At 41.1% G+C, this 25,073-nt stretch carries 28 protein-coding genes; 19 read left to right on the top strand and 9 right to left on the bottom strand.

The features are described 5' to 3' along the window. Nucleotides 1–29: 29 nt before the first annotated feature. Nucleotides 30–1,049: an LD-carboxypeptidase gene (locus C5Q96_RS03555; protein WP_106057041.1), complete on the bottom strand. Its 1,020-nt coding sequence runs from the start codon at nucleotides 1,047–1,049 to the stop codon at nucleotides 30–32. Between the two features lie 15 nt (nucleotides 1,050–1,064). Then, nucleotides 1,065–1,409: a DRTGG domain-containing protein gene (locus C5Q96_RS03550; protein WP_106057040.1), complete on the bottom strand. Its 345-nt coding sequence runs from the start codon at nucleotides 1,407–1,409 to the stop codon at nucleotides 1,065–1,067. A 259-nt stretch (nucleotides 1,410–1,668) separates the two neighbouring features. On the opposite strand from C5Q96_RS03550, the gene C5Q96_RS03545 reads away from it, so the two are divergent. Genes C5Q96_RS03545 through C5Q96_RS03535 form a run of 3 tightly spaced genes read left to right on the top strand, consistent with a single transcriptional unit; the run spans nucleotide 1,669 to nucleotide 5,881 of the window. After that, on the top strand, nucleotides 1,669–2,157 hold the full coding sequence (locus C5Q96_RS03545) for an NADH-quinone oxidoreductase subunit NuoE family protein (RefSeq protein ID WP_106057039.1): 489 nt from the start codon (nucleotides 1,669–1,671) through the stop codon (nucleotides 2,155–2,157). A 54-nt stretch (nucleotides 2,158–2,211) separates the two neighbouring features. Then, the gene (gene nuoF, locus C5Q96_RS03540) at nucleotides 2,212–4,113 is read left to right on the top strand and encodes an NADH-quinone oxidoreductase subunit NuoF (protein WP_245905601.1); all 1,902 of its coding nucleotides are present in this window, start codon (nucleotides 2,212–2,214) and stop codon (nucleotides 4,111–4,113) included. Nucleotides 4,114–4,126: 13 nt separating this feature from the next. Then, nucleotides 4,127–5,881 carry an NADH-dependent [FeFe] hydrogenase, group A6 gene (locus C5Q96_RS03535; RefSeq protein WP_106057038.1) on the top strand — a complete coding sequence of 585 codons (1,755 nt, stop codon included), beginning with the start codon at nucleotides 4,127–4,129 and terminating at the stop codon, nucleotides 5,879–5,881. 143 nt (nucleotides 5,882–6,024) lie between these two features. On the opposite strand, the gene C5Q96_RS03530 is transcribed toward C5Q96_RS03535, so the two are convergent. Further along, nucleotides 6,025–7,404 (bottom strand): aminopeptidase, encoded by a 1,380-nt coding sequence (locus C5Q96_RS03530; RefSeq protein ID WP_106057037.1) that lies wholly within the window; start codon nucleotides 7,402–7,404, stop codon nucleotides 6,025–6,027. Between the two features lie 209 nt (nucleotides 7,405–7,613). Between C5Q96_RS03530 and C5Q96_RS03525 the strand changes: the two genes are divergently transcribed. Next, a complete protein-coding gene (locus C5Q96_RS03525; protein WP_106057036.1) occupies nucleotides 7,614–8,060 on the top strand; it encodes a COG2426 family protein in 447 nt (148 codons plus the stop codon). Nucleotides 8,061–8,064: 4 nt separating this feature from the next. Here C5Q96_RS03525 and C5Q96_RS03520 read toward each other — a convergent pair whose 3' ends face one another. The 4 genes from C5Q96_RS03520 to C5Q96_RS03505 form a co-directional block, all read right to left on the bottom strand. Further along, the gene (locus C5Q96_RS03520) at nucleotides 8,065–8,877 is read right to left on the bottom strand and encodes a zinc dependent phospholipase C family protein (protein ID WP_106057035.1); all 813 of its coding nucleotides are present in this window, start codon (nucleotides 8,875–8,877) and stop codon (nucleotides 8,065–8,067) included. Between the two features lie 85 nt (nucleotides 8,878–8,962). Next, nucleotides 8,963–10,279, bottom strand: a complete 1,317-nt coding sequence (locus C5Q96_RS03515) for a uracil-xanthine permease family protein (protein WP_106057034.1) — start codon at nucleotides 10,277–10,279, stop codon at nucleotides 8,963–8,965. A gap of 33 nt (nucleotides 10,280–10,312) precedes the next feature. Next, nucleotides 10,313–10,969 carry a transcriptional repressor LexA gene (gene lexA / locus C5Q96_RS03510; protein ID WP_106057033.1) on the bottom strand — a complete coding sequence of 219 codons (657 nt, stop codon included), beginning with the start codon at nucleotides 10,967–10,969 and terminating at the stop codon, nucleotides 10,313–10,315. Nucleotides 10,970–10,979: 10 nt separating this feature from the next. Then, nucleotides 10,980–11,795 (bottom strand): radical SAM protein, encoded by an 816-nt coding sequence (locus tag C5Q96_RS03505; protein WP_106057032.1) that lies wholly within the window; start codon nucleotides 11,793–11,795, stop codon nucleotides 10,980–10,982. 171 nt (nucleotides 11,796–11,966) lie between these two features. Between C5Q96_RS03505 and C5Q96_RS03500 the strand changes: the two genes are divergently transcribed. The 15 genes from C5Q96_RS03500 to C5Q96_RS03425 all read left to right on the top strand — a co-directional run bounded on the left by C5Q96_RS03500 (nucleotide 11,967) and on the right by C5Q96_RS03425 (nucleotide 23,730). After that, nucleotides 11,967–12,677, top strand: a complete 711-nt coding sequence (locus C5Q96_RS03500; protein WP_106057031.1) for a Na+/H+ antiporter subunit E — start codon at nucleotides 11,967–11,969, stop codon at nucleotides 12,675–12,677. Next, nucleotides 12,670–12,930, top strand: a complete 261-nt coding sequence (locus C5Q96_RS03495; protein WP_106057030.1) for a monovalent cation/H+ antiporter complex subunit F — start codon at nucleotides 12,670–12,672, stop codon at nucleotides 12,928–12,930. Before C5Q96_RS03500 ends, C5Q96_RS03495 begins: the two co-directional genes overlap by 8 nt. Further along, nucleotides 12,930–13,289 carry a monovalent cation/H(+) antiporter subunit G gene (gene mnhG, locus C5Q96_RS03490; RefSeq protein WP_106057029.1) on the top strand — a complete coding sequence of 120 codons (360 nt, stop codon included), beginning with the start codon at nucleotides 12,930–12,932 and terminating at the stop codon, nucleotides 13,287–13,289. Before C5Q96_RS03495 ends, mnhG begins: the two co-directional genes overlap by 1 nt. Beyond that, nucleotides 13,286–13,528 carry a hydrogenase subunit MbhD domain-containing protein gene (locus tag C5Q96_RS03485; protein ID WP_106057028.1) on the top strand — a complete coding sequence of 81 codons (243 nt, stop codon included), beginning with the start codon at nucleotides 13,286–13,288 and terminating at the stop codon, nucleotides 13,526–13,528. The genes mnhG and C5Q96_RS03485 overlap by 4 nt, the downstream gene beginning before the upstream one ends. Further along, nucleotides 13,528–14,331 (top strand): hydrogen gas-evolving membrane-bound hydrogenase subunit E, encoded by an 804-nt coding sequence (gene mbhE / locus C5Q96_RS03480; protein WP_106057027.1) that lies wholly within the window; start codon nucleotides 13,528–13,530, stop codon nucleotides 14,329–14,331. The genes C5Q96_RS03485 and mbhE overlap by 1 nt, the downstream gene beginning before the upstream one ends. Next, nucleotides 14,297–14,680, top strand: coding sequence for a sodium:proton antiporter (locus C5Q96_RS03475; RefSeq protein ID WP_106057026.1), 384 nt, complete (start codon nucleotides 14,297–14,299; stop codon nucleotides 14,678–14,680). The genes mbhE and C5Q96_RS03475 overlap by 35 nt, the downstream gene beginning before the upstream one ends. Then, nucleotides 14,677–16,152, top strand: a complete 1,476-nt coding sequence (locus C5Q96_RS03470) for a complex I subunit 5 family protein (RefSeq protein ID WP_106057025.1) — start codon at nucleotides 14,677–14,679, stop codon at nucleotides 16,150–16,152. The genes C5Q96_RS03475 and C5Q96_RS03470 overlap by 4 nt, the downstream gene beginning before the upstream one ends. Further along, a complete protein-coding gene (locus C5Q96_RS03465) occupies nucleotides 16,149–17,666 on the top strand; it encodes a monovalent cation/H+ antiporter subunit D family protein (RefSeq protein ID WP_106057024.1) in 1,518 nt (505 codons plus the stop codon). Before C5Q96_RS03470 ends, C5Q96_RS03465 begins: the two co-directional genes overlap by 4 nt. Beyond that, on the top strand, nucleotides 17,660–17,866 hold the full coding sequence (locus tag C5Q96_RS03460) for a hypothetical protein (protein ID WP_106057023.1): 207 nt from the start codon (nucleotides 17,660–17,662) through the stop codon (nucleotides 17,864–17,866). Before C5Q96_RS03465 ends, C5Q96_RS03460 begins: the two co-directional genes overlap by 7 nt. Beyond that, the gene (locus tag C5Q96_RS03455; RefSeq protein WP_158696672.1) at nucleotides 17,853–19,592 is read left to right on the top strand and encodes a proton-conducting transporter transmembrane domain-containing protein; all 1,740 of its coding nucleotides are present in this window, start codon (nucleotides 17,853–17,855) and stop codon (nucleotides 19,590–19,592) included. The genes C5Q96_RS03460 and C5Q96_RS03455 overlap by 14 nt, the downstream gene beginning before the upstream one ends. A 639-nt stretch (nucleotides 19,593–20,231) precedes the next feature. Beyond that, on the top strand, nucleotides 20,232–20,429 hold the full coding sequence (gene thiS / locus C5Q96_RS03445; protein ID WP_106057998.1) for a sulfur carrier protein ThiS: 198 nt from the start codon (nucleotides 20,232–20,234) through the stop codon (nucleotides 20,427–20,429). Between the two features lie 3 nt (nucleotides 20,430–20,432). Continuing rightward, nucleotides 20,433–21,095, top strand: coding sequence for a sulfur carrier protein ThiS adenylyltransferase ThiF (gene thiF, locus C5Q96_RS03440; RefSeq protein WP_106057020.1), 663 nt, complete (start codon nucleotides 20,433–20,435; stop codon nucleotides 21,093–21,095). A gap of 99 nt (nucleotides 21,096–21,194) precedes the next feature. After that, on the top strand, nucleotides 21,195–21,959 hold the full coding sequence (locus tag C5Q96_RS03435) for a thiazole synthase (RefSeq protein WP_106057019.1): 765 nt from the start codon (nucleotides 21,195–21,197) through the stop codon (nucleotides 21,957–21,959). Between the two features lie 3 nt (nucleotides 21,960–21,962). Beyond that, the gene (thiH, locus tag C5Q96_RS03430) at nucleotides 21,963–23,186 is read left to right on the top strand and encodes a 2-iminoacetate synthase ThiH (protein ID WP_245905599.1); all 1,224 of its coding nucleotides are present in this window, start codon (nucleotides 21,963–21,965) and stop codon (nucleotides 23,184–23,186) included. Next, nucleotides 23,173–23,730, top strand: a complete 558-nt coding sequence (locus tag C5Q96_RS03425) for a thiamine phosphate synthase (RefSeq protein WP_106057018.1) — start codon at nucleotides 23,173–23,175, stop codon at nucleotides 23,728–23,730. The genes thiH and C5Q96_RS03425 overlap by 14 nt, the downstream gene beginning before the upstream one ends. 46 nt (nucleotides 23,731–23,776) lie before the next feature. Here C5Q96_RS03425 and C5Q96_RS03420 read toward each other — a convergent pair whose 3' ends face one another. Both C5Q96_RS03420 and thiT read right to left on the bottom strand, forming a co-directional pair. Further along, the gene (locus C5Q96_RS03420) at nucleotides 23,777–24,400 is read right to left on the bottom strand and encodes a Maf family protein (RefSeq protein ID WP_106057017.1); all 624 of its coding nucleotides are present in this window, start codon (nucleotides 24,398–24,400) and stop codon (nucleotides 23,777–23,779) included. After that, the gene (gene thiT / locus C5Q96_RS03415) at nucleotides 24,390–25,028 is read right to left on the bottom strand and encodes an energy-coupled thiamine transporter ThiT (RefSeq protein ID WP_106057016.1); all 639 of its coding nucleotides are present in this window, start codon (nucleotides 25,026–25,028) and stop codon (nucleotides 24,390–24,392) included. Before thiT ends, C5Q96_RS03420 begins: the two co-directional genes overlap by 11 nt. Between the last annotated feature and the right edge of the window lie 45 nt (nucleotides 25,029–25,073).

Below are 25,073 nucleotides of genomic sequence, written 5' to 3'. Positions count from 1 at the left end.
TTTATTGTACATTTATGTTGATTAACTGTCTACACCAACGCCTGCTCAAGCGAACCTTTTCCCTGTGCGCATGTAACTCTGCCGTACGCACCATTTATCACTGTAAAGCATGGCTTTACATGGCCGATATCTGCATTCCAGATGAATGGGATATCCGGAATAGCTTGACGTAGCTGTGCTATATATTCCTCGTCTGATTTGTCTCCGAACATAGTTCTCCCAAACACTATCGCTTTGGTGCCTTTAAAGTAACCGCAGTACTTCATCTGCATAATTGTGAGGTATAGGTCAAATGAAGTCATCGCAAAATTATCTAGGAACCATATTTTATGAGGATATTTCTTTACAAATGACTTGCTGCCATCGAAAGGAGTTCCTATTAGTTTTGCGATACAATCTATGCATCCTCCTATAAGTCGCCCCTCAGCTATTAGCCTTGGTGAATCAGCAGCGGACGATTTATCTATTATCTCATCTGTACCTGGCATTGATAGCTGCCAATTTACGTCTCCATCAAGAACCACATCCTGAACGCTAAAGTCGGTGTTAGAGTCGTACTTATCGAATGAGTATTGTTTTATAGTGTTGCCGTACATAAGTTTGAGTGAATTCTTCTGGAACTCGTGAAGTGTATCCCAGTCAAAGCTACCTGCATTAAAACCGTACATCGTAGCTATGTCGAGTTTAGTAGTTACGTAGTACATAATGTTAGTGGGGTCGCTTGCACCAGCAATCCACTTGGGGTAATTAGCCAACGTCTCTGTATCTAAGTAAGGTAATATTTCGATGTTATAATCACCACCAGCTGCAGAAACAATCATCTCTACATCAGGATTTTGAACGAGAAAGTTAAACTCTTCACCACGAGTCTTAGCATCAGCAGATTTTATATTATCATTCCTAACACTAGCTGTTTCTATAATATCAAAGCCCGATGATTTAAGGGCTGCTAATGATTTATCAAACAATTTAATTTTGTGACCAACTCCAGCGCTCGGGGCACAGATGCCTAGAGAGGAACCTTTTTCAGGAAATTTAGGATATATCATAATGTCCTCCTTATATTAAAAAGCGCCCTGCAAACCGCTGCTATAAAGCTTCCCGCAAGTAACATACATTGAAAAAGTAGAACGCAGCAAAGTGATTCCCAATGAATTTGCAAGAGTGACAAGCGATGGCTCTGGTTCGTAAATGCCAATCAAAATGACACATTGAACGCCTTTCATTTCAGCGGTTTTAAGGATTTGAGGGTTATACACTGCCGTGATAAGTATCGACTTATCGCTAGCATATGTTACGATGTGACTTATTACATCAGATGAAAAGGCATTAACTAGCTCAAGATTTAGATCTGGATTCTTGGTTAGGATCTTTCCTTCTATAATAGAATTAATTTCAAGTAGTGTCATTATGTCCTCCCTAGTCAACGCATGTGCAGATACAATTATGCTTATATTATACGTTACACAATTATCAATTGCGAGTGGATTTATCGAAAAAAGCTGCGGATAATTACAGCGAAAGTAACAGTGAAATGAATGGTTTCATCACATAGATAGATTCGTAACTATCATTGAAATAAATTTATTTAATATATATAATAAATTAAACATATGATTTAATTTTGTTAAATACCACTAACTAATTTGGTTGAAGGAGGTTCTAGGTATGAAGGTTTCAAATGTCCCATTCAAGGGCACACCTGAGCAAGAGCAGCAATTACTAAAGGTTATTGACGAGCTTAAAGGTGAGAAGGGTTGCTTGATGCCAATCATGCAGCATGCACAGGAGATATATGGGTATCTCCCATATCAGGTTCAGAAAATCATTTCCGATGAAACGGGTTTTCCTATGGAGAAGGTATATGGTGTAGCTACATTCTATGCTCAGTTCTCAATGTCACCTAAGGGTGAACATGAAGTTTCAGTCTGTCTAGGTACTGCATGCTACGTTAAGGGTGCAGGAGATATATTTGATAAGTGTGTTGAGGAACTCAAGATTGGTGATGGAGAATGCACACCGGATGGAAAGTTCTCCTTAGATTCATGCCGCTGCGTTGGGGCTTGTGGACTTGCTCCAGTAGTTATCGTTGGCGGAGACGTGTATGGCAAAATGACTGCGGATAAGATCCCAGAGGTTCTTGCTAAATACATGTAGTTTTCGGTTGTAAATGATACGCTTAGCAGCGTTGTGTAGACTATGGAGGTTATTATGAAATCGCTTAATGAACTTAGAGCCATCAAGAATAAGATGATGTGCCAAGTAAACCTCAGGCTAGGTGGTGAAGCAGCTATCCATGCTGAGGCTGAGGGGGCACAGGTTCATAAGAATTATATACTTGTGTGCGGAGGGACAGGATGTACATCTAATCACAGCTTAGATGTAGTTAAAGCTTTCGAGACTCACCTCAAAGAGCATGGACTTCAAGATGATGTGAAAATCATCCAGACAGGATGTCTTGGTCTATGTGCTAAAGGTCCTGTAGTTGTAGTTCATCCTGGCTCTGTTTACTATGAAGAAGTTGATCCTGAGAAGGTAGAGGCAATTGTCAACGAGCATATCGTTGGTGGTGTTCCGACTGACAAATACATGCTCAAAGAGGAGACTACTGATGGAAGTCCTGCAAAGACAATGACAGAGTCCGACTTCTATACTAAGCAGGAGAGAATTGCACTTAGAAACTGTGGAGTTATTGATCCAGAGAATATCGATGAATACATCGCTACAGGTGGATATGAGGCACTGGGCAGATGCTTAACGGAGATGACCCCAGATGAGGTTATCCAGACTGTACTCGACAGTGGCATTAGAGGCCGTGGTGGTGCAGGATTCCCAACAGGAAAGAAATGGAAGTTCGCATCTGGCAATAGAGGAGAAGTCCAGAAATACGTATGTTGTAATGCTGACGAGGGAGACCCTGGTGCATTCATGGATCGTTCAATATTAGAGGGGGATCCACATTCAGTTTTCGAAGCTATGGCCATTGCAGGATATGCAATTGGTGCAGATCAGGGATACATCTATGTTCGTGCGGAGTATCCAATTGCCGTTAATAGGCTAGAGATTGCGCTTAAGCAGGCTAGGGAATATGGCCTGATTGGCAAGGACATATTTGGTACGGGATTTAACTTTGATATCGACTTAAGGCTCGGTGCGGGAGCATTCGTCTGTGGAGAGGAAACTGCTCTTCTAACTTCTATCGAAGGAAATAGAGGTGAACCACACCCTCGTCCACCGTTCCCTGCTGTAAAGGGATTGTTCGGATGTCCAACAATCCTTAATAACGTTGAAACCTATGCTAACATACCAGTGATATTTAATAAGGGACCAGAGTGGTTCAGTTCTCTCGGAACGGAGCTATCCCCAGGGACTAAGGTATTCGCGTTAGGTGGTAAGATTAATAATACAGGGCTTGTAGAGGTCCCAATGGGCACAACTCTGCGTGATGTAGTTGAAAATATCGGTGGCGGAGTTCCAAACGGTAAGAAATTTAAAGCTGCTCAGACAGGCGGTCCATCTGGCGGATGCATACCTAGCACATACTATGATATCCCTATCGACTTCGAGAACCTAAAGAGCATCGGATGTATGATGGGCTCTGGCGGTCTTATCGTAATGGATGAAGATAGCTGCATGGTAGACATCGCAAAGTTCTTCCTAGAATTTACGGTTAGTGAGTCATGTGGCAAGTGTACACCTTGCAGAGTTGGTACTAAGAGAATGCTCGAAATACTAACGAGAATCTCCGAGGGAAAAGGTGAGATGGAAGACCTTGAAAAGCTCGAGGAATTGGCTAACTTTATTCAGACCAACTCGCTATGTGGACTTGGCCAGACAGCACCAAACCCAGTTCTTTCGACAATGAGATTCTTTAGAGATGAGTACGTTGCCCACATAAAGGATAAGACATGTCCTGCGGGTGTCTGCAAGAAGCTACTCAAGTACAGCATAATCGAAGAGAAATGTAAGGGATGTACTCTCTGCGCTAGAAACTGCCCAGTTGATGCTATCTCTGGTGCAGTTAAGACACCTCACGTAATTGATACTGCTAAGTGTATCAAGTGCGGAGCATGTATGGATAACTGTAGATTCGGCGCAATAATCAGAAAGTAGTGGAGGAAACGAGATGTCAGATGTTAAAGTAACAATTGATAACATAGAGGTTAATGTTCCTGAAGGTTCTACGCTACTCGAAGCAGCGCACATCGCAGGAGTTGATATCCCTACGCTATGTTATCTAAAGGATGTAAATGAAATTGGTGCATGTAGAATGTGTCTATGTGAAGTAGAGGGTGCTCGTGCACTTGCGGCAGCATGTGTATTCCCTGTATTTGACGGAATGGTTGCACGTACTAATACACCGAAGATAGTTGAGTATAGAAGAAAGAATTTACAGCTTCTATTATCAGATCATAACATGGACTGCCTAGGTTGCTTCAGAAGTGGCAACTGCGAGCTTCTAAAGCTATGTAGAAGGTACGGGGTAGATGATACTGAGTACTACAAGGGTGCAAAGAATCATTCCGTAATAGAAGACAGTTCGAAGTCAATAGTTCGCGACAATAGCAAGTGTATACTATGTCGTCGCTGCATAGGAGCATGTAATAATCTTCAGAGCATCGGAGTAATCGGTGCTAACAAGAGAGGATTTGACACTTACGTTGGGACGACTTTTAATATTCCTTTAGCTGAGACGAGCTGCGTAAATTGTGGACAGTGCATCGTTGCTTGTCCAGTAGGCGCTCTATATGAGAAGGATTCTATCACGCAGGTTAAGGAAGCGATTGAAGACCCAGATAAGTTCGTAGTCGTTCAGGCTGCTCCTTCAACCAGAGTTGCGCTAGCTGAGTGTTTTGATCAACCGATAGGTATGGAAGTAGAAGGGAAACTGTCTGCAGCTCTGCACAGGCTTGGCTTTGATAGAGTTTTCGATACGAATTTCTCGGCGGACCTCACTATCGTTGAGGAAGCAAATGAGCTTGTCGAGAGAGTTAAGGGGGGCGGAGTCCTTCCTATGATTACTTCTTGCTCGCCAGGATGGGTTAAGTTCTGTGAGCACTACTATCCAGAATTAATTCCTAATCTATCGACATGCAAGTCGCCTCAGCAGATGTTCGGTGCTGTGACAAAGTCATACTATGCAGATGTTATGGGTATCCCGGTGGACAAAATCGTGTCTGTAAGCGTAATGCCATGTACAGCTAAGAAACATGAGCTTGGAAGAGATGATCAGGGTACTGATGGATATCAGGATGTTGATTACTCGCTTACAACTCGTGAGCTTGCGAGGATGATAAAGATGGCTGGTATCGAGTTTATGAAGCTTGAAGATGAGCCTTATGATAATCCGCTTGGTGAATACACCGGAGCTGGAGTAATATTTGGTGCTACTGGTGGTGTAATGGAGGCAGCGCTCAGAACGGCTGTCGAAAAGCTTACAGGTGAAGAGCTTATTGATCTTGATTTCGTAGATGTTCGTGGCGTAAAGGGCGTAAAAGAGGCTGAATACGACCTGCAGGGCAAGAAGGTTAAGGTTGCTGTTGCCAGCGGGCTGGCAAACGCCAGGATAATTATGGATAAGGTAAAGGCAGGAGAAGCTGACTATACCTTCATAGAAATCATGGGATGTCCTGGTGGCTGTGTAAATGGTGGTGGCCAGCCACATGTAGACTCCCAGGTTAGAAACTTTATCGATGTCAGAGCTGAACGAGCAAAAGGGCTATATACCTTGGATAAGAATGCTCCAATTCGTAAGGCTCATGAGAATCCAGTAATTATCAAGATGTACGATGATTATCTCGGAGTTCCAGGAGGCGAGAAGGCACATCATTTACTACATACTTCATATGTAAATAGAGGTGTGAATAAGCAGGCTGACTAATTATTGATTAAGATTACAATACCCCGTCTCCTATGGAGACGGGGTATTATTCGTAATTACCATTATAGTAGGTATGACATGTATGCAGTTGAAATTTATCTCTACAATTCGCAGTTCTGATAGATAGATCAGCGTTTTTGAGACTACGCCTCTATAATAAACGCCTTATATCCCTTGTATGCTTCGTATACGTCAGACTTGCTAACCGCTTCGTATGGAGCATGCATGTTGAGTACTGCGATTCCGCTATCTACAACTTCCATGCCGTAAAGTGCCAAGATATACGCAATAGTACCACCGCCACCGACATCTACTTTGCCGAGCTCAGCTGACTGGAACATTACATTGTGCTTATGCATGATCGCTCTGAGCTTGCCGAGATATTCGGCATTAGCGTCGTTAGAACCACCTTTTCCTCTGCTTCCTGTGTACTTGTTGAACACGATTCCTCTACCGAAGAGAGCAGCGTTTCTCTTGCTGAACTTGTCTGCGTACATAGGGTCGTAAGTTGCACTTACATCGGATGAGAGCATGCGAGAATTTCTCAGAACGCGAGCTGCATTTAGCTCTGTGTAAATTCCTAGTCTATCTAGTAGTTCTCTAACTATATCCTCGAAGAAGTGAGACTGCATACCTGTAGCACCGTAGCTACCGATTTCCTCTTTGTCTACAAAGAGTCCACAAGTAGTGGTCTTTGGATTTTCAACTTCGAAGAGAGCAACAGCAGAAGTGTACGCACAAGATCTATCGTCGTGCCCATAACCGAGAATTAGGCTCCTGTCTAAACCTGCTTCTCTGGCTCTTCCAGCTGGCACAGCCTCAATCTCAGCCGACCAGAAGTCGTCTTCTTCGATACCGTATTTATCCTTGAGTAGCTTTAATACGTTAGCCTTCACTGCGGATTCACTCTCGCTGTCAAGTGGCTGCGTGCCGAATACGATATCCATGTTTTCACCATCGATCAGCTTGGCTGCGGTAAGCTGCATCTGGTCCTGAGCCAGGTGAATTAATAGGTCGCTGATGAAGAAAACTGGGTCTGATGGATCCTCGCCTATATTTACATTAACAACGGTTCCGTCCTTTTTGGCAATTACGCCGTGAAGTGCAAGGGGCATAGTAACCCACTGGTACTTCTTGATGCCACCATAGTACTGTGTATCTAGATAGGCAAATTCATCAGTCTCGTATAGTGGATTCTGCTTTAAATCAATTCTAGGTGAGTCGATGTGCGCCCCGAGGATGTTCATACCGCGATTAACGATGTCTTCGCCTATGTTAAATGTAATAAGACACTTATTCATGTTAACTGCGTAGACCTTGCTACCTATGCTCAAAGTTTCATTATTTTTAATCACCTCATTTAGGTCACGATATCCATGAGCCTCTGCCATCTTGACTAGAAGCTCTGTGCACTCGCGTTCAGTCTTCCCTTCTGAAATGAAATCTATGTATCCCTTGTTTAAATTCTCGAGAGCTTTAAGCTCCTCTGGAGAGTAGTTATTCCATGCGTTTTTATCTTTCATAATGTACCTCCTATAGTATGTAAATGGTAGCACAAAAGGTATTTAAGTACAATCAATCTGTGTGAGGGTATTATGAATTGATAGAGATATCGGCGTATGCTACAATAAATGGGTTAAATATAATATATAAATATCAATCAAATCTAGAGAGTATAAATTTACAGGTATTATTTTTCAGCTATATAGTAACTGTGAGAAAGGAAGGGTAGATGCTAAAAACGTTTCTTATGGCTATGGTGCCTATTATAGAGCTACGTGGTGCAATACCGTATGGTGCTGGAATTGCAGGACTACCAATCTGGCAAGCGGCATTAATTGCGGTGCTCGGCAATCTGCTACCTGTTCCGTTTCTCGTCGTTTTTACAAGGGACGTATTTGCGTTGATGCGCAAGAAGTCTGATAAGCTTAACAGTATAGTCCTTAGGATGGAGCGAAAAGCTGATAAGAACAAGGACGTTGTCCTAAGGTATGAGTTCTGGGGACTTATGATTCTTGTAGCGATTCCACTTCCTGGAACTGGAGCATGGACAGGTGCTCTAGTGGCTGCGATGATGGATATGCAGCTCAAAAGAGCGTTCCCTGCAATTGCCCTAGGTGTAGTCGTCGCAGCATTCATAGTTACATGGGTAACGTACGGAGCATCGATGTTTTTATAGAGTTCTAGTGTTTCTTGCCTAGATAATCTAGTTCATAGCGACTAAGGTCTGGTTGATTATGATCAATCAGACTTTTTCTTATGTATTTGATTTCAGAAACAGCCTTGTCTATGGCCATTTCGTACTTCTTCCAAATTTCAGAATTGCTCTCCGCTGAGCGAGGATCATATTCGTTAGATGCTACCATGTCGCATTGTTTCATTGTTACTCTGTTAGAAGCGAGGATTGAGAGAAGTCTTCTGCGAAGGAAGTCATTCTTTGTTCCGAGTATTAGAATTGAACGCCTCATATCTCTAGTTGCTAGCTGCATCTGGCTAGCGGTAGGGGATTCATAAAAAGGTGCCATTATTGAACCGAGATTTTTCCTCACTGGCGCAACGAGCTTTAGCTCAATAGTAAATGGCGTAAGGTCGTGCTGTTCTAGCACATAGTGATCAAACTCTCTTTCGACCAAGCTGTGTGACATACCAGTTGTTTTTACGTAATTATTAATAATAGGGTGACATAGAGAATCTAGTATATAGTGACACATCGCACCATATAAATAGCTGATTTTCTCTACAGTAGGAGATTCTTGAACAACCTTAAAGGCATGTTTAAAGAAGGATGAACCAGGACTATGATGGATAGTTGCACCTTCTTTATTAAGGATGCTTGGAAATATCGGTCTATAAAATGCAAGGATATCAGGTCCTTGGAGCCCGAAAACAAATGCCGCATATGAATCGGCATTTGTATTAATTAACCTCTCAGTATCAGCAGGTAACTTGCTTAGAACAGTTCTTCCGAACAGATAGTGTGCGTTATGTGCAGGCATGATGACCTCCTATATATCTTATAAATAAATAAGCCGTGGGCTATCATAATGCTCACGGCTCATAAAATCTTAAGTCGGTAAAGTACTAAACTTTAAATGTCTGGAATTTATCGTCTTCGTTATCCTCGTCAAACTCATAATCTTTTCCAGGGAGTAGCATATTAGCTACAATGCCAACTATAGCCGCAATGGCGAGTCCAGAAAGAGTGATTTTTACGCCAATAACTGTAAATGTTATACCGCCAATCTGGTTAAATCCTAGAGAGCATACGAGAATGAGAGCAGTGATTATAGTATTTCGAGTGTTTTTGTAATTAACCTGGTTTTCAACAAGATTTCTAATGCCGACTGCAGAAATCATGCCGTATAGTATCAGTGAAACACCGCCAATAATTGCTAATGGAATAGTTTCTATGATAAATGCAAACTTTGGTATAAACGAGAGTATTATCGCAAAGCATGCGGCAATTCTTATTACTAGTGGATCATATACCTTTGTTAGTGCAAGAACGCCAGTATTTTCACCGTATGTTGTATTAGCAGGTCCACCAAATAGAGAGGCGAGCATCGTTGCTAGTCCGTCACCGAGAAGCGTGCGGTGTAGACCTGGGTCCTTAATGTAGTTGTAACCAGTTGTAGCGCTGATGGCGGATATATCTCCGATATGCTCCATCATTGTCGCTAAGGCAATTGGAGTGATTGTGATAATTGCGCTTATATTAAACTTAGCCATCATGATGGGAGGGAAGGCAACAATTGACTCTTTACCCATACCCGAGAAATCAATCTGTCCCATCGCTAGAGCTACTAAATATGAGATTATTACACCTAAAATGATAGGTACAATCTTGGCCATGCCACGGCCCCACATATTGAAGAATATGATCGATGCTAGGGCAACAATGGCTAGAAGCCAGTTAGTTTGTGCATTCTTGATAGCAGATGGCGCGAGTATTAAACCGATTGAAATGATGATCGGCCCTGTAACTACAGGAGGAAAGAATTTCATGACCTTTTCAATCGTAAATAACTTTATAAGTGCAGCAAGTATTACATATACAAAGCCTGCAACAATTACTCCACCGCAAGCATATGGGAGCATTTCTGTATTGGGGTGACCATTCTGAAGCGGTGCTACAGCTGCATAACCACCAAGAAAAGCGAATGAAGAGCCGAGAAACGCCGGTACCTTACCTTTAGTCAGCAGATGGAATAACAGTGTTCCAAGACCAGCCATCAAAAGCGTAGTGGATATGCTAAGACCTGTGAGAAGTGGTACCAGCACGGTTGCACCGAACATGGCAAATGTATGCTGAAGGCCTAGTAGAATAGTTTTCGGCCAACCGAGTGTTCTTGCATCGGTTATGCCGTTAGAGTAGTGATGTTCGTTACTCTGTGTCATCGTTTCCTCCTTGGGTACGTATAAAGTGAAATATTAGTTAAAATATCTGAAGACTCCCTTAACCTTGCCGACAATCTTACAGTCATCGACAATTATAGGCTCCATGAAGTCGTTTTCAGGCTGTAGCCTTATGTGTCCTTTTTCTTTATAGAACCTCTTAACTGTCGCCTCAGTCTCAAATGCGCCGTCTATCATCGCAACAACAATATCGCCGTTAGATGCAGTCTGATCTTCTTGTACGATTAAGTAATCGCCATCATTTATTCCGACATTAACCATACTGTCACCGTGTACTACCAGCAAGAAGTTATTTCCATTACCGATAAATCGAGCAGGGAAAGGGATGTTATCCTCAATATTTTGCTCGGATAGAATCGGAACACCTGCTGCAACGTTACCTATTACGGGAAGCTGCACCATGTTGATGTCATCCGCTTCAAACATAGGCTCCTTCGCATCTTTGCTAATTGAATCGACAATTGCCAGTGCACGAGGTTTGCTAGGGTCTTTTTTGATGAACCCCTGGACTTCAAGTGCTTTGATATCGCTATATACCGTTGAAGTTGATTTGATCCCTATAGCGTCACAAATCTCCCTAACGGTTGGGGGAAATCCTTTTAGTTTTATAGTTTCCTTCATGTACGCGAGCACCTGCTGCTGACGTTTTTCGCTTTTTTTAACCTTTGTCATGTCAAATCCTCTATAAAGTAAGTGAATTGAGTGTCATCTCTTCGCCGTAATTATTCCAATCATCGTATATTTCACCAGTTTGTCTGATGATAATATCACCGACTTTACCATTGATTTTGCTGTATGGAAGCGTTTTGTGATAAGTGATTCTGCTGTCTCCAAGCTGAAATAGGAAGCCAGTACGGAACAGTTCCTTTTCAAGCTGTCCCTTGTATTCAGCGATGGAATCGATTAGCTTGAATAAATCGTCATGCTCTGTGTCGAACACGTTATCAAGTGTCAACTTAGAGTAGTTAGCTCGAAGTTGTATCTCATGACCAGAGAATCTATCTAGAACCTTGAGCAGTTTTTCCTTTGTGTCAGCTTCAGTTGCATCCTGGAAAATAACGCAGTTAATGCGATGTGGGACTTCAAGAAGCTCGAAAATCTCATCAGAGCATTCCTTGACGTAATGCTTAAGGTGTCTTGATACATTAATGCAGCTAATCTTATCTTTATTTTTGTTAAGCACTGCTGCAACTCTATGAATATCTTGATTCTCATTGGTTGGCAGTGTTGTGTTGATGTACACATGATGACCATCCTTAATGTGATCAAGTATGTCCTGAAGCGCATCAAGATCTGCAAGAGGCTCACCTCCGGTAAGCACTATATCGTTGTGCGGTAAAATCTTGTCTAGTAAGTCTAGAGACCTGTAGCATCTATCAAGATTGAACGAAGATGTATCTCTATAGTCTTCTTTATTTACACAGAAAGGGCAACAATTGTTACAGTCGTATGGAACGAACATGGTAACAGTTTGTCCCTCTTTGATAAAATCTTTCATTCTAGTTTATCCCCCTATACTAAAATCATTAAATTATACCATTTCGAACAGTTGTTTGCAATTGAAATGACAACGAAATACAGCGTTATGACCATTTTTAAGACCAGAAACATAAATAATACAATTATGTATGGTTAATAGAACAAAAGCCTTTAAAGGTTGTCAATAATAATGTATACTAAAATTAATGTTATCAATTCAATCAATTTTATATATGAAAGGTTAAAAGCAAAGATGAGGGAATTCTTTCGCGACCGGCATCTAGCTAGCAACCCGTACCTCAATTTCATCGAGGTTTATGGTTTGTTATTGCTTCTCTGGATTGTGATGTCAGGAATATTTACAGTTAAATTTATAATTTATGGATGTGTTTCCTCGTTTTTGATTTCATGTTTCGTAGTGGGCTCTCTGCGCATCGGAGGGCTTAAATCTAACCGAACATATTTTATTCTTCATGCTAATTATCCAAAACTGCTAATCTATTTTCTGTGGCTTATGAAAGAGGTCGTTAAGAGTGCAATAGACGTTTCTAAGATTGTATTATCTTCTAAAATGAAAATTGAGCCTCTCGTAGTATGGTTTAAGGCAGATTACGACAATCCGGCAGCAAGGGCGATTCTTGCAAATTCAATCACATTAACACCGGGAACTGTAACTATCGATATCTATGATAGCGGTGTTTTCTCCGTTCACGCGCTAAATAGCGAGTTTGCTGATGGACTGCTAGATGGATCTATGCAGATGCGTGTTGCAAAACTTTACGGAGAGACTATAGATTACAAGGTGGTCGATGTGGTTACTGATTACGACTTTACGGAGAAGGAAGTCGTTGAACTGACATCAAAGCGATTCAAGAGAAGGAGGAAGAAGTCTAATGCATAATTATTTTATCGCGCTTCTTGCTGGTCTGCTTGCAATCGTCATAGTAATGGTTATAACGATGTTTATAGGTAAGACGGTATACGACAAGCTCAATGCTTTATTCGTCATAAATACGAATATCGTTATGCTGATTTTAGTCGTTGGCTTGATTGACAACAGAATGGATATGCATATAGATATCGCACTAAGTTATGCGATTTTAGGGTTCGTAACAACTGTTATTCTCGCTAAATTCATAGGAGGTAGAAGGTAATGAGTTTACAAAACATCGTGGCGATTACTATTATTTCCTTCGGTTTTATGTTTATGGCTTTAGCAGCAGTTGGAGTAATAAGATTTCCTGATTTTTTTACAAGGCTTCATGCTTCTGGTGTAGGAGAAACTTTCGGAGCACTGATGATGACTATAGGAATAATGGTGTACACAGGATTTACATTATTATCAGTAAAAGTATTTATCATATTCTTTCTACTACTACTTACAAATCCTCTCGGAACTAATTTGATTATGATAACATCGGTTCATGCCAAGAATTACCAGGATTATAATCACAAGAAGCATATGGGGGTAATCAGGATGATACTGCGGATGAAAAGGAGGGAAGATAGATGAGTTCATTTCTTGTAGAAGCTATTCTACTTCTCGCTTTAATATCTATTACTCTCGTGATTATATTTGATAAAGACCTCGTGTCAGTTGTCGTAGTGTATTGCGCATTCAGCTTTGTAACGATGTTTCTGTACATTATCATGGGCGCACCTGATGTAGCCTTTACAGAGGCTGTAATTGGTGTTATTTCAACTATTTACTTCATAATGACACTTAAGAGTATAGATAGGCGGTGTAAGTAATGCGCAAGTATATTAACATGACATTTTTGATTGCGGCGATACTGCTACTCTTTGTTATAGTAGCTAAGATCGATGTACTCCCAGCAATTGGGGATATCGACTCTGCACCAGCACTTCATGTTTCAAAATACTATATAGAGCATTCCGTACAGGATACGAATTCTCCAAATATGGTTACTGCTATGATTGTAGACTACCGTGCATTCGATACAATGTTCGAGACGACAGTTATGTTCCTAGCTGGAATAGGGGTAATCATGATTCTGGCGGGTAGACCAAAGGCAAAGAATAGAATTGTACAGCCAAAGAGATATTTTGGTCACCGTTATAAGCTCGGAGATCCTGCATACAAGACTATCAATAAGGATGTAATGATTACGCTCATTGGACCGCTAATCTTGATATATGCATTCTATGTATTATTTCATGGAGAAGTCAGCCTTGGTGGAGGATTCCAGTCTGGAGCGCTCATTGCATTGACGTATATCATTGATATTCTAGTAATTCCCGATAAGAAAAACTTGTTTATGATGACAGGCAAAAATTCGGCGAGTATTGCAGGCATTGGTGTTTTGATATATGTGATGACAGGAGTTGTTCCGATGTTCAACGGAGGCTCATTCATGGATTACACCTATCTGCCAATTCCGGTTCACGCTGCAGAACGACATGCGATTGGAATTCTGCTCGTTGAGATAGGCGTAACTATCGGAGTAATGGGCACTATTATCACGATTCTCAATGCGATTATGAAGAGGGTAAGATTTGATGATGACACAGATAAATGGACTTCTGGCAAGTAAAGGGATTTATTTTTTAACTTTACTACTTTTGCTACTTGGAGTTTATGGAATGGTTTCTTGTAAGAACTACATGAAGAAACTCATTTGCATGAATATCATGCAGGTTGCAGTAATATTTTTCTACCTATGCTTTGCTCAGAAGAAAGGTGGAACTATTCCTGTTGCGCTAGATACAATAGTTAATGCTGATAAATACGTTAACCCAATTCCCCATGGATTAATGCTAACAGCAATCGTTGTAAGTTTAGGTACTACTGGTGTTGGACTTGCGCTACTAACTAGAATTAAGGAAAAGTATGGCAGCATAGAAGAGGACGATATAATAAGAAGGGAGAACCGTTTCAAATGAATGATCTTCCAATAATTATTATTTTATTTCCACTAATAAGTGCGCTACTGTCACTCCCACTGTCCAAGATAAATAAACACTTAGGAAGAAATGTGGTTGCAATTTCGATATTTGCGGCCTTTGTTTGCTCGGTAAAGCTTCTAGCTGAAGTTATACATGATGGCGCAATTCGATATACATTTGGAGGCTATAAAGCACCGTACGGTATCGAATTTTATATCGACTCAATCGGTGCAATTATCGTTTTGATAATTCTGCTCCTCGGATTTATTACAGTACTATATACCATGAATTTTGAAGTTACCAATGAACGCAAGGTTATAGGCGGAGCATATGCTCTTATAGGCTTGTTAATAGTCGGAATGTGTGGTATGACGCTAACTGGCGACGTATTTAATCTATACGTATTCTTAGAGATTACTTCACTTTCTGGTTATTGTTTAATTGCTCTAGGTGGTAGCAGGGGAATAGTAGCGTCTTTTAGATATCTTCTAGTGGGTACAGTTGCAGCTACCATGTACTTGCTCGGTGTCGGCATACTATATGCATCAACAGGGACGCTAAACATGACTGATATGAGGAGCATTCTGGATTCACAGGACTATACAGTCCAGATGACTGTCTCCATGTGTCTTTTTATCGGTGCTTTTGGCATCAAGATGCCAATGTTCCCGTTTCACGGCTGGCAGCCATCGGCATACGCACATGCTGAACCAGGTTCTAGACCGCTGATCGTCGGAATAATGGGTAAGATTCCAGCTCTCGCTATGTTTAGATATCTGTATATTATCTATGGCACAGATTTCAAGTATTTTAATCTATTTCTAACCATAATCGGTGTGCTCTCTTGCATTGGTATTATCTATGGATCGATTAGAGCTATGGCACAGGAGGATATCAGAAAGATATTCGCATATTCATCTATTGCTCAGATTGGGTACATAACACTCGGTTTTTCCATAGGTAATTCATATGCACTAGCTGGAGCCTTCTTGCATTTGATTGGACACGTATTCATGAAGAGCGGGCTTTTCTTCAGTTCAGCTGCAATCAGATACAGATTCGGAAACTTCGAGCTTTCGAGTTTCGGCAGGATTTATAAGAAGATGCCTATTACATCAGCTCTTATCGTTTTGGCCTCACTTTCGATGATCGGAATACCGCCAACTGTAGGGTTTTTCAGCAAATGGTACATTGCGCTAGGAGCTGTACAGAATCATCAGTTTGTGTATTTAGCCGTATTAGTGCTTAGCAGTTTGCTAAATGCGATTTACTTCTTCAAGTTAATTGAGAAGATCTTTATTAATAAACCGACAGAGCTTAACGATAGACGAGAAGGAGAAGTGCGTGAACTTCCTATATCTATGCTTATTGCGATTGTAACTTGTTTTGTAGCAATAATTGCTATAGGAATACTTAACGTAAGCGTTATAGATGTGATTATGATGACTGTGAAGGGGGTAGGAATATGAATTTAATTTCTCTAAATATCCGCCCACTTCTTGCGATATTAGTTTCGCTATGTGCATCTGGGCTTATATATGTGCTCGGCGATCATATAAAGGAAAATGCAAGAGAAGCTATAACCTTTATAGCTGCAATTATTAAAATTGTTCTCGTATATTCAATGGTACCAGCTGTTTTGGCTGGCCATACTATAAGATTAGAACTATTTAGGATAGTGGATGACGTAGATTTCACTTTAAATGTGGATACAGCTGGAATTGTTTTTGCATGTAGCGCATCGACGCTATGGCTATTAACATCTATATATTCTGTTGGATACATGAGAGGGCATGGCGAGAAAAATCAGACCGGATATTATGCATCTTTTGCAATGTGCCTGTCAGCGGCCATGGGAATTTGCTTTGCAGCAAACATGATAACATTTTTCATATTCTTCGAAGTGCTTACTATTGCGACTTATCCGTTAGTTGTGCATTATCGTGATGCCGAAGGTACTAGATCTGGAAGGAAATATCTAGCATATACGCTAATCAGTGGGCAGATATTCTTTGCAGCTATGGTCATAGTTTACTCTGTATCAGGTAACATGGAGTTTAAACCGGGTGGATTCCTGGATAAAAGCATGCTACCAGCGCCTTGGGCACTAGTTGTATTTATGATGATGATAGGAGCAGGAATAGTTAAGGCAGGTGTTATGCCTCTCCATAGTTGGCTTCCTGCGGCGATGGTAGCGCCTACTCCTGTAAGTGCGCTCCTTCATGCTGTAGTAGTCGTAAAGGCTGGAGCATTTGCAACACTCAGGGTGGTGCTATATGTATTTGGACCTAAGCTAGCTAGAGAGTGCGGTGGTGCAACTATACTAGCTTGGATGGCAGTAGCGACTATTCTAATATCATCACTGATAGCACTTAAGAAAGACAATCTAAAGGCTAGGCTTGCATTTTCAACTATAGGGCAGCTGTCTTATATCGTACTCGGAATAGCTATTCTGTCTCCATTAAGCACAGCGGGAGCTCTATATCATCTTGTTGCTCATGCATTTATGAAGATTACACTCTTTATGTGTGCCGGTGCGATATTTGTGACTACTCACAAGAAGGATATCAGTGAAATGGTTGGACTTGGCAGGAGAATGCCCGTTACTATGAATGCATTTACGATTGCTTCGCTTGGTATTGCAGGATTCCCATTTTTCGTGGGATTTGTAAGTAAGGCAAATATCATCATGGGTGCACTCAAGACAGGGCAGCTGCTATTTGGTGCTACACTTATTGTAAGTGCAGTACTGGCACTTACGTATCTGATGCCAGTTGTACTTATTACTTTTAAGAGAGAACCGGTGAATCCAGAGTTCAATACGTACGGTGAAGCTAGCAAGACGATGCTAGTTCCGCTGCTTATCACAGCGACTGTATCTGTGATACTCGGTGTGGCTCCAAACTTCGGACTTCACCTGCTAGACCTAGCGATGAGCACGGGTGAAGCGGTGTTTGCCCATGTGGGAGGTGTGATATGTTAAACGAGATATTACATTTTACCGTACTCTCTCTTGTAGGCTCGTTGGCGCTTGTATTTATAAGTAAGGTTATCTTAAATAAGCTTTTACGCCGTAATGTGAATTACTACGAGGGCACAGAAATAAATGAAGAAATGGAACTTATTCAGCATGCTGGATTAGATGCGTCTTATTTGGAAAGGAGGACTGATGATGATAAATAGTTTTCACCCTGGACTCCTTATGATTCTGGTTGGAGCGTTAATCCTCGTTCTACCAGATAGATTTAAAAAGCCGTGTTCAATTGTTGCAGCTGCATCGGGAATTCTTGGATTATTCACACTAAATAATAGCAGCCATTTGGTGTATCAGATTACACCAGATATCAAGCTGCAGATGATTCATGTTGATAGATTATCAATGATATTCGTAATCATCTTCAGCATAATTATGGTCATCAACTCCATTTACTCATTTGACATACAGGACAAGTGGGAGAAGGGTGTTTCAGTTATCTATGGAGGCAGCATCATAGCTGCAACTTTAGCAGGTGACATAATTACCATGATCGTGTTCTGGGAGGTTGCTGCATTTAGTGCGGCATATCTGATATATGCAAGGCACACAAGGCGTTCGTCAAGGTCCGCGCTTAGATACCTTCTGATGCATGCATTTGGAGGAAACATGCTTCTAGTAGGTTTCTTGCTGCACGCAGCACAGACGAATTCTCTTGGAATTCCTAAATTTACCGCACTAGGTGGTTCAGCTACATTCTGGTTCGTTCTAATTGGAGTTGGGGTAAATGCATTAGTTCCGCCGTTTAGCTCGTGGATTTCGGACTCATATCCTGAGTCTACTATTGCAGGAACAGTTTACATGTGCGGATACACTACAAAGCTTGGTATTTACGCTATGATAAGGATTTTTGCCGGTACTGAAGCACTTGTGTATGTTGGCGTATTTATGGCGCTATATGGCGTATTAATGGCTTTATTAGAAAATGACCTCCGCAGGCTATTCAGCTATCACATTATGTCACAGCTGGGCTATATGGTTGCAGCGCTTGCTATAGGCGGAGCATGGGGAATCGATGGGGCGTCATCTCATGCGTTTAACCATATACTATACAAGGGTGTACTTATGATGTGCTCAGGGGCTGTAATAATGGCAACAGGTAAGCGAAAAATTACAGAATTAGGCGGACTAAGGAAGAAGATGCCAATTACAGCATGGACTTTTCTCATAGCCTCGCTATCAATTGCAGGTATGCCATTTTTGAATGGCTTTGCTTCCAAAAGTATTATTATGCACGCAGTCAGTCTCAGTGGACATGAGACAGCAGCTCTGCTGCTTACCGTGACATCAATAGGAACATGGCTCTCTGTAGCTCTAAAGGTGAACTGGTTTGTGTTCTTCGGCAAGGCTAGAAGTGAGTTCGAGGTAAAGCCTATACCTGTGAGTATGAAGATGGGTATGATTCTAGGCGCTTCAGGATGTATAATTCTGGGCGTATATCCATCTCTTCTATATAGGATTATGCCGTACAAAATATCAGTGAATCCGTTTAACATCAGTCATATCGCGGAGTATATAATACTGTTTGTTGGGGCTACACTAGTGTTCTGGATTTTCAGAGTTAAGATGCTTCCGCACGATGAACTTTCATTAGATTTTGACTGGTTCTTTAGGAAGCCGCTGGCAAAGTTCGTTAATTGTGTTTCAGTTGGTCTTAATAGGTTCACGGCATGGGCAGACAGTAAATCGCTGAACTTCGTGCATTTCCTTGGCGAGAGACTAGGGAATCCATATAAATGGACAGAGAACTCAAGAAATGGTGCTATTAGAAATATTTCGTTTGAGAATGAAGATCGCGATATCGGAGTCGTAATTGAGATATCGGTTTCGATGTTTGCGCTGATTCTGATGATTGCGATGATTTACATTAACTAGATTAATTGTATAGTACAAACCAGTTGCTTTGCATAGCAACTGGTTTTTTTCTTTGATGCTGAATGATAATAGAATGTTTTATCCAATATGTAAGTTATTTCTGATTATTATCATTGGATAAGAAATACATCGCCAAAATAAGGCAAGCAATTCGGATGCTCCACGCAAAATTTGTAATTCTACTTATAGAGAATTCATCGGTTGTCACGTTAATATGGTCTGAGATAAAGGTGCTTATTGGTGTAGAAAGCAAGCAAATGCATACAAGCCCTAAAATTAACTTTAAATTGTCCTTACGCATGATTTCCCTTTCTTAGATATTAATTAGATTATTTATATTTAACTAAATATTATCATATTGTATGTGGCATATCTTAGCCTTTATTTTAATCAATAAAGGATGATCTATTAGTATTTGTAATAGTTTAAACCATAGTTTTTTATTGACAATAATACTCAGTCACTTATAATTAAAGATAGAGTATGCAAGGTCATACGAAGGGGTACACCACCTTGGGTGTAAAACTTCGTATGACCTTTTTTTGTTGCCGTATAGCTACTTAACTTATGACAGCAGCTAATAAACGAATCGAGGGGAATAGGCAAATTATAAAGTCCATTATGAAAGGTGGTGAGAATTTGATTAAGGTAAATGGTAAGGAAATTGAATATACATCTGGCATGACAGTACAAGACCTTGTGATATCGCTCTCGTACAGCACATCTCGTATTGCGGTAGAGAGGCTTGGTGAGATTATACCTAAGAAGAATTATGCAGACACTCTAATAAACGATGGTGACAAGATAGAAATAGTTTGCTTCATGGGAGGAGGTTAAACGATGGACAATTTAAATTCTTCTACTAAGAAGTTTCCTAGTGCCAGCGAGTTTGATAAGGCTAAAGATGATAGATTTTCACATGATGTCCATCAGAAACTAAAGCGGGCAAGCGTAGCCATTGCAGGTGCGGGTGGTCTCGGATCAAATATCGCTGTTATGCTAGCTAGAAGCGGCGTTGGACACCTTCATATTGTCGACTTCGATATCGTGGACATAACTAATCTGAACAGGCAAGTATATACCGTTAGGCATATTGGTTCGCGAAAGGTTGATGCCATAAAGGAAATTCTCATGGAGATAAACCCATACTTGAAAGTAACTACCGACTGTGTTCGAGTAACAGCGGATAACTGCGATGAGATATTTGGCGGTTATGATATTGTGTGCGAGGCATTTGATGGAGCCGAGTCAAAGGCGATGCTCATAGATTCACTCCTCACGGTTGAAGATGGACCAATTGTGATTTCAGGATCTGGCATGGCTGGGTATGGTAGCGCAAATGAAATAAGGTCTAGACGCATCATGGATAGATTATTCATATGTGGTGATGGACATACAGATGTAGGTGATGGCATTGGACTAATGGCTCCGAGAGTTGCTGTCTGTGCAGGTCATCAGGCAAATCTCGTGATAGGGCATATTCTAGGCGCGGATAATATTTAATCGAGATTTAATGTGGAATTGAGATAAATTGAGATGTAATTGGGTAACGGGGTTTGGTTATGCGTATAAACAGGGGATTTTAATTAAAAGGAGCACATAATGAATGATAAATTAGTGATTGGTGGTCATGAATTTGATTCCAGATTCATACTTGGTTCTGGCAAATACGATGTTGAGCTTATACAAGCTGCCGTTGAACAGGCGGGGGCAGAGATGATTACTCTCTCGGTTAGAAGAGCGAATACAGATGTTCAGAATATCCTTCAGTACATCCCAGACCACGTAACCCTGCTTCCTAACACATCTGGAGCGAGGAATGCTGAAGAAGCAGTTAGAATAGCAAGGCTCGCTAGGGAGCTGGGATGCGGTGACTTCATTAAAATTGAAGTCATCAAGGATTCGAAGTACTTGTTCCCAGATAATTATGAGACTATTCGTGCAACAGAGATTTTGGCAAATGAAGGATTTATCGTGATGCCGTACATGTACCCAGATCTTAATGTTGCAAGAGCTCTTGTAGATGTAGGCGCTTCAACTATTATGCCACTAGCTGCACCAATTGGTTCAAACAGGGGATTAGTAACTAAGGATATAATCAAGATTCTCATTGATGAGGTGGATATCCCAATCATAGTAGATGCCGGTATAGGTTCACCATCTCAGGCTTGTGAAGCTATGGAAATGGGTGTAAGTGCGATTATGGCTAATACGGCAATCTCTACGGCAAATGACGTAGCAGGGATGGCAGGAGCATTTGGAAGTGCCATTAATGCAGGTAGAGCAGCTTACCTTGCTGGTCTTGGACGCATCGTAAGAGATGGCGGAGTTGCATCGTCACCGCTTACTGGATTTCTGGAGGATTAAAATATGACTGATGTGAAACATATGGATTCATCTGGTAGTGAGAAAATGATGATGCGCACTGACCATATGGCTTATATGGATGGAATGGAGATTATTCCTCATGATATTTTTGATAGAGTTATAGCCGAAATTAATTCATATAACCCTTTGGAATACAGCGAATCAGATGTAGTGCGTGCTATTAAGTCGGATAGATGCAGTATCGATGATTTCAAGGCACTGCTATCTCCAGCAGCTGATAAATACCTAGACCAAATCGCCGAGAAGGCAAGTCTTGAGAGAAGGAAACATTTCGGTAATGTTGTAAATTTATTTACACCTCTCTATATATCGAATTACTGCGAGAATTACTGTGTGTACTGCGGCTTCAACTGCCATAACAAGATTCATAGGGCTAGGCTTTGCTCTCACGAGATAGAGAAGGAGATGAAGGCTATCGCGAAAACCGGGCTTGAAGAGATTCTAATTTTAACAGGGGAAAGTAGGAGTAAGTCAGATATAGAATACATCGGTGAAGCATGCAAAATTGGCAGAAGATACTTCAAGAACATCGGGATTGAGGTTTATCCGATGAATTCGGATGAATATGCGTATCTAAAGGCGTGCGGAGCTGACTACGTGACTGTCTTTCAAGAGACGTACAATTCCGATGAATATGAGAGGCTTCACCTAGCTGGACACAAGAGGATTTTTCCATATAGGTTTAACGCTCAAGAGAGAGCACTTATGGGCGGTATGAGGGGTGTGGGATTCGCGGCACTTCTTGGACTTGATGATTTTAGAAAAGATGCTTTAGCTACTGGCCTTCATGCATATCTAATTCAGCGCAAGTATCCATGGGCAGAGATTTCGCTATCATGTCCAAGACTGAGACCAATCATAAGCAATAACGATGAAGGGGCGATGTTCACTCCGAACCAGAATAATGAGAAGGTGGGGGAGCGCCAACTGCTTCAAGTTATCTCTGCATACAGGATTTTTCTTCCGTTTGCAGCGATGACCATTTCAACTCGTGAGCGAGCTGGATTCAGAGATAATGTCATGGGTATAACTGCTACAAAAATCTCTGCAGGTGTGGATACTGGAATCGGTAGCCATAGCGATGATGAAACGAGTTCTGGTGATAATCAGTTTGAAATAGCTGATGGAAGATCCGTTGATGAAATCCGTAAAGCTCTTAAGGAACACGGCATGCAGCCGGTTATGAACGATTATGTATACGTTTAAAAAAGTCTGTGTAACGAACCGCCACTTAACCGATAGACCGCTTTATGAACAAATTAAGGTAGTATTTGCAATTTCGAAGCCAGATATCGTCATACTTAGAGAGAAAGATCTTTCTGAAGACGAATATAGGGAACTAGCTTATAAAGTTAAATTGCTCTGTGATTTATACTCTGTAAGACTGATTGTGAACAAGTACTATAAGGTTGCGCGCGAACTCGGTACAACAGTTCAATTATCGATTAATGATTATGAATCCAATGTTAGAAGCTTAAACGGATTATCGGTATGGGTTTCAGTTCATTCACTTCAAGAAGCTATTAGCGCTGAAGAGTCTAGTGCCAATGCCATACTTGCTGGTCATATCTATGAAACTGATTGCAAGAAAGGGCTTCCAGGACGTGGTATAGACTTCCTGACAAGCATAATAGAGCAAGTTGATGTACCAGTATATGCGATAGGTGGAATCGATGAGTTCAATATAGAAGAAGTTTCCTCGGCAGGAGCAAGTGGGGCATGCCAGATGTCGTTTTATATGAAGCTATAAAAAGTGGGGCTAGCATATGTAATATGCAGCCCCATTTACATTGATGTTATTTATTAAGTTCGCTGATTATCCTATTATAAGGTAGCCCAACGACATTTTCGTAATCGCCTCTAAACTCTCTGATATATTTTCTAAAACCGCCTTGGATAGCGTATGCGCCAGCTTTGTCAGCCGGTTCACCAGCCTTTATATATGACCATATATCTTCATCTGTATAATTACCGCATATGATCTCCGTGACTTCGGCAAACGAGCATATGTCATCAATCTGAGGAACTCCGTCAATAATGTCGATGAGTGTGACACCAGTAGCCACATAATGGGTATCATTTCGTAGAGATGCCAGCATATTAAAAGCATCCTCGTTATCGTGTGGTTTGCCCATGATAATGTCTTTATAGACGATAGTGTCCGAAGCAATAAGTAGCGATTTGCCTTCAAATACTAATATATCTGGAAGTTCTAATGCTGCCATAGCTTTTCGCTCGGAAAGCATCGTTACCGCATCTGTAAATGATATACCCTCTGGTAGTGATTCGTCAGCATTTCCAGGTTTTACAATTGGTTCAACGCCATGATCTCTCAAGATATCTAATCTACGTGGTGATTTCGATGCAAGAATAACTCTGTCATATCTTGATAACAAAGGGTTATCAAGCTTAGTTTTCATTCTTAATCCTCTCAAATATGCTCTTAACAGGTGGCATGTTAATTACAACAACAGTTATTGCAGCTTCAACTGCTAGGTAAGTGAAGTTGTACCAAATCGACCATGTAACTGCGTGGAAGCCCTTTGGCGCATACGCTCCAAAGAAGATTATGCCCGATGCCACAGCACAGAAGTATCTCGCAAATACACCTGTAAGGTATACCTTTGTGAGCCCGTTCTTTCCGTCGCGCAGTGCTCCTCCAAGACCGAGGGCTCCGAAAGCAATCGGATAGTCGAGAAGTAGCTGAACCGGATGGATTACGTAAGGTCCAAAGATTAGATTTACAAGACCGAGCGCAACTCCGGCAGTTACTCCGCGCTTCGTTCCGTACAGGTATGTGATTACCGCAATTGGAAGAAGTGAGAGTAGGGTGACAGAGCCTCCTTGAGGCATGGTAAATATCTTAATGTTGGATAGCACCACAGCTATTGCAATTAGAAGTGAGGAAATGGTTAATGCTTTAACATCTATTTTCTTGCTATCGCTCTTTGACTTTCCGCTAACTGTTATTAAGCATAGTAATAGGATGATTATAAATACAATCAAAACCTGACCAACTCTTGATTCGACAAAACTCTGTAAAGTCATAAAAAAACCTCCTATAATGCAGGAGGGGGTGCTTTTGTATTCTAG

It is taken from the genome of Mogibacterium diversum, from assembly GCF_002998925.1.
Lineage (GTDB): Bacteria > Bacillota > Clostridia > Peptostreptococcales > Anaerovoracaceae > Mogibacterium > Mogibacterium diversum.
This window is presented reverse-complemented; position numbering and strand designations above follow the sequence as displayed.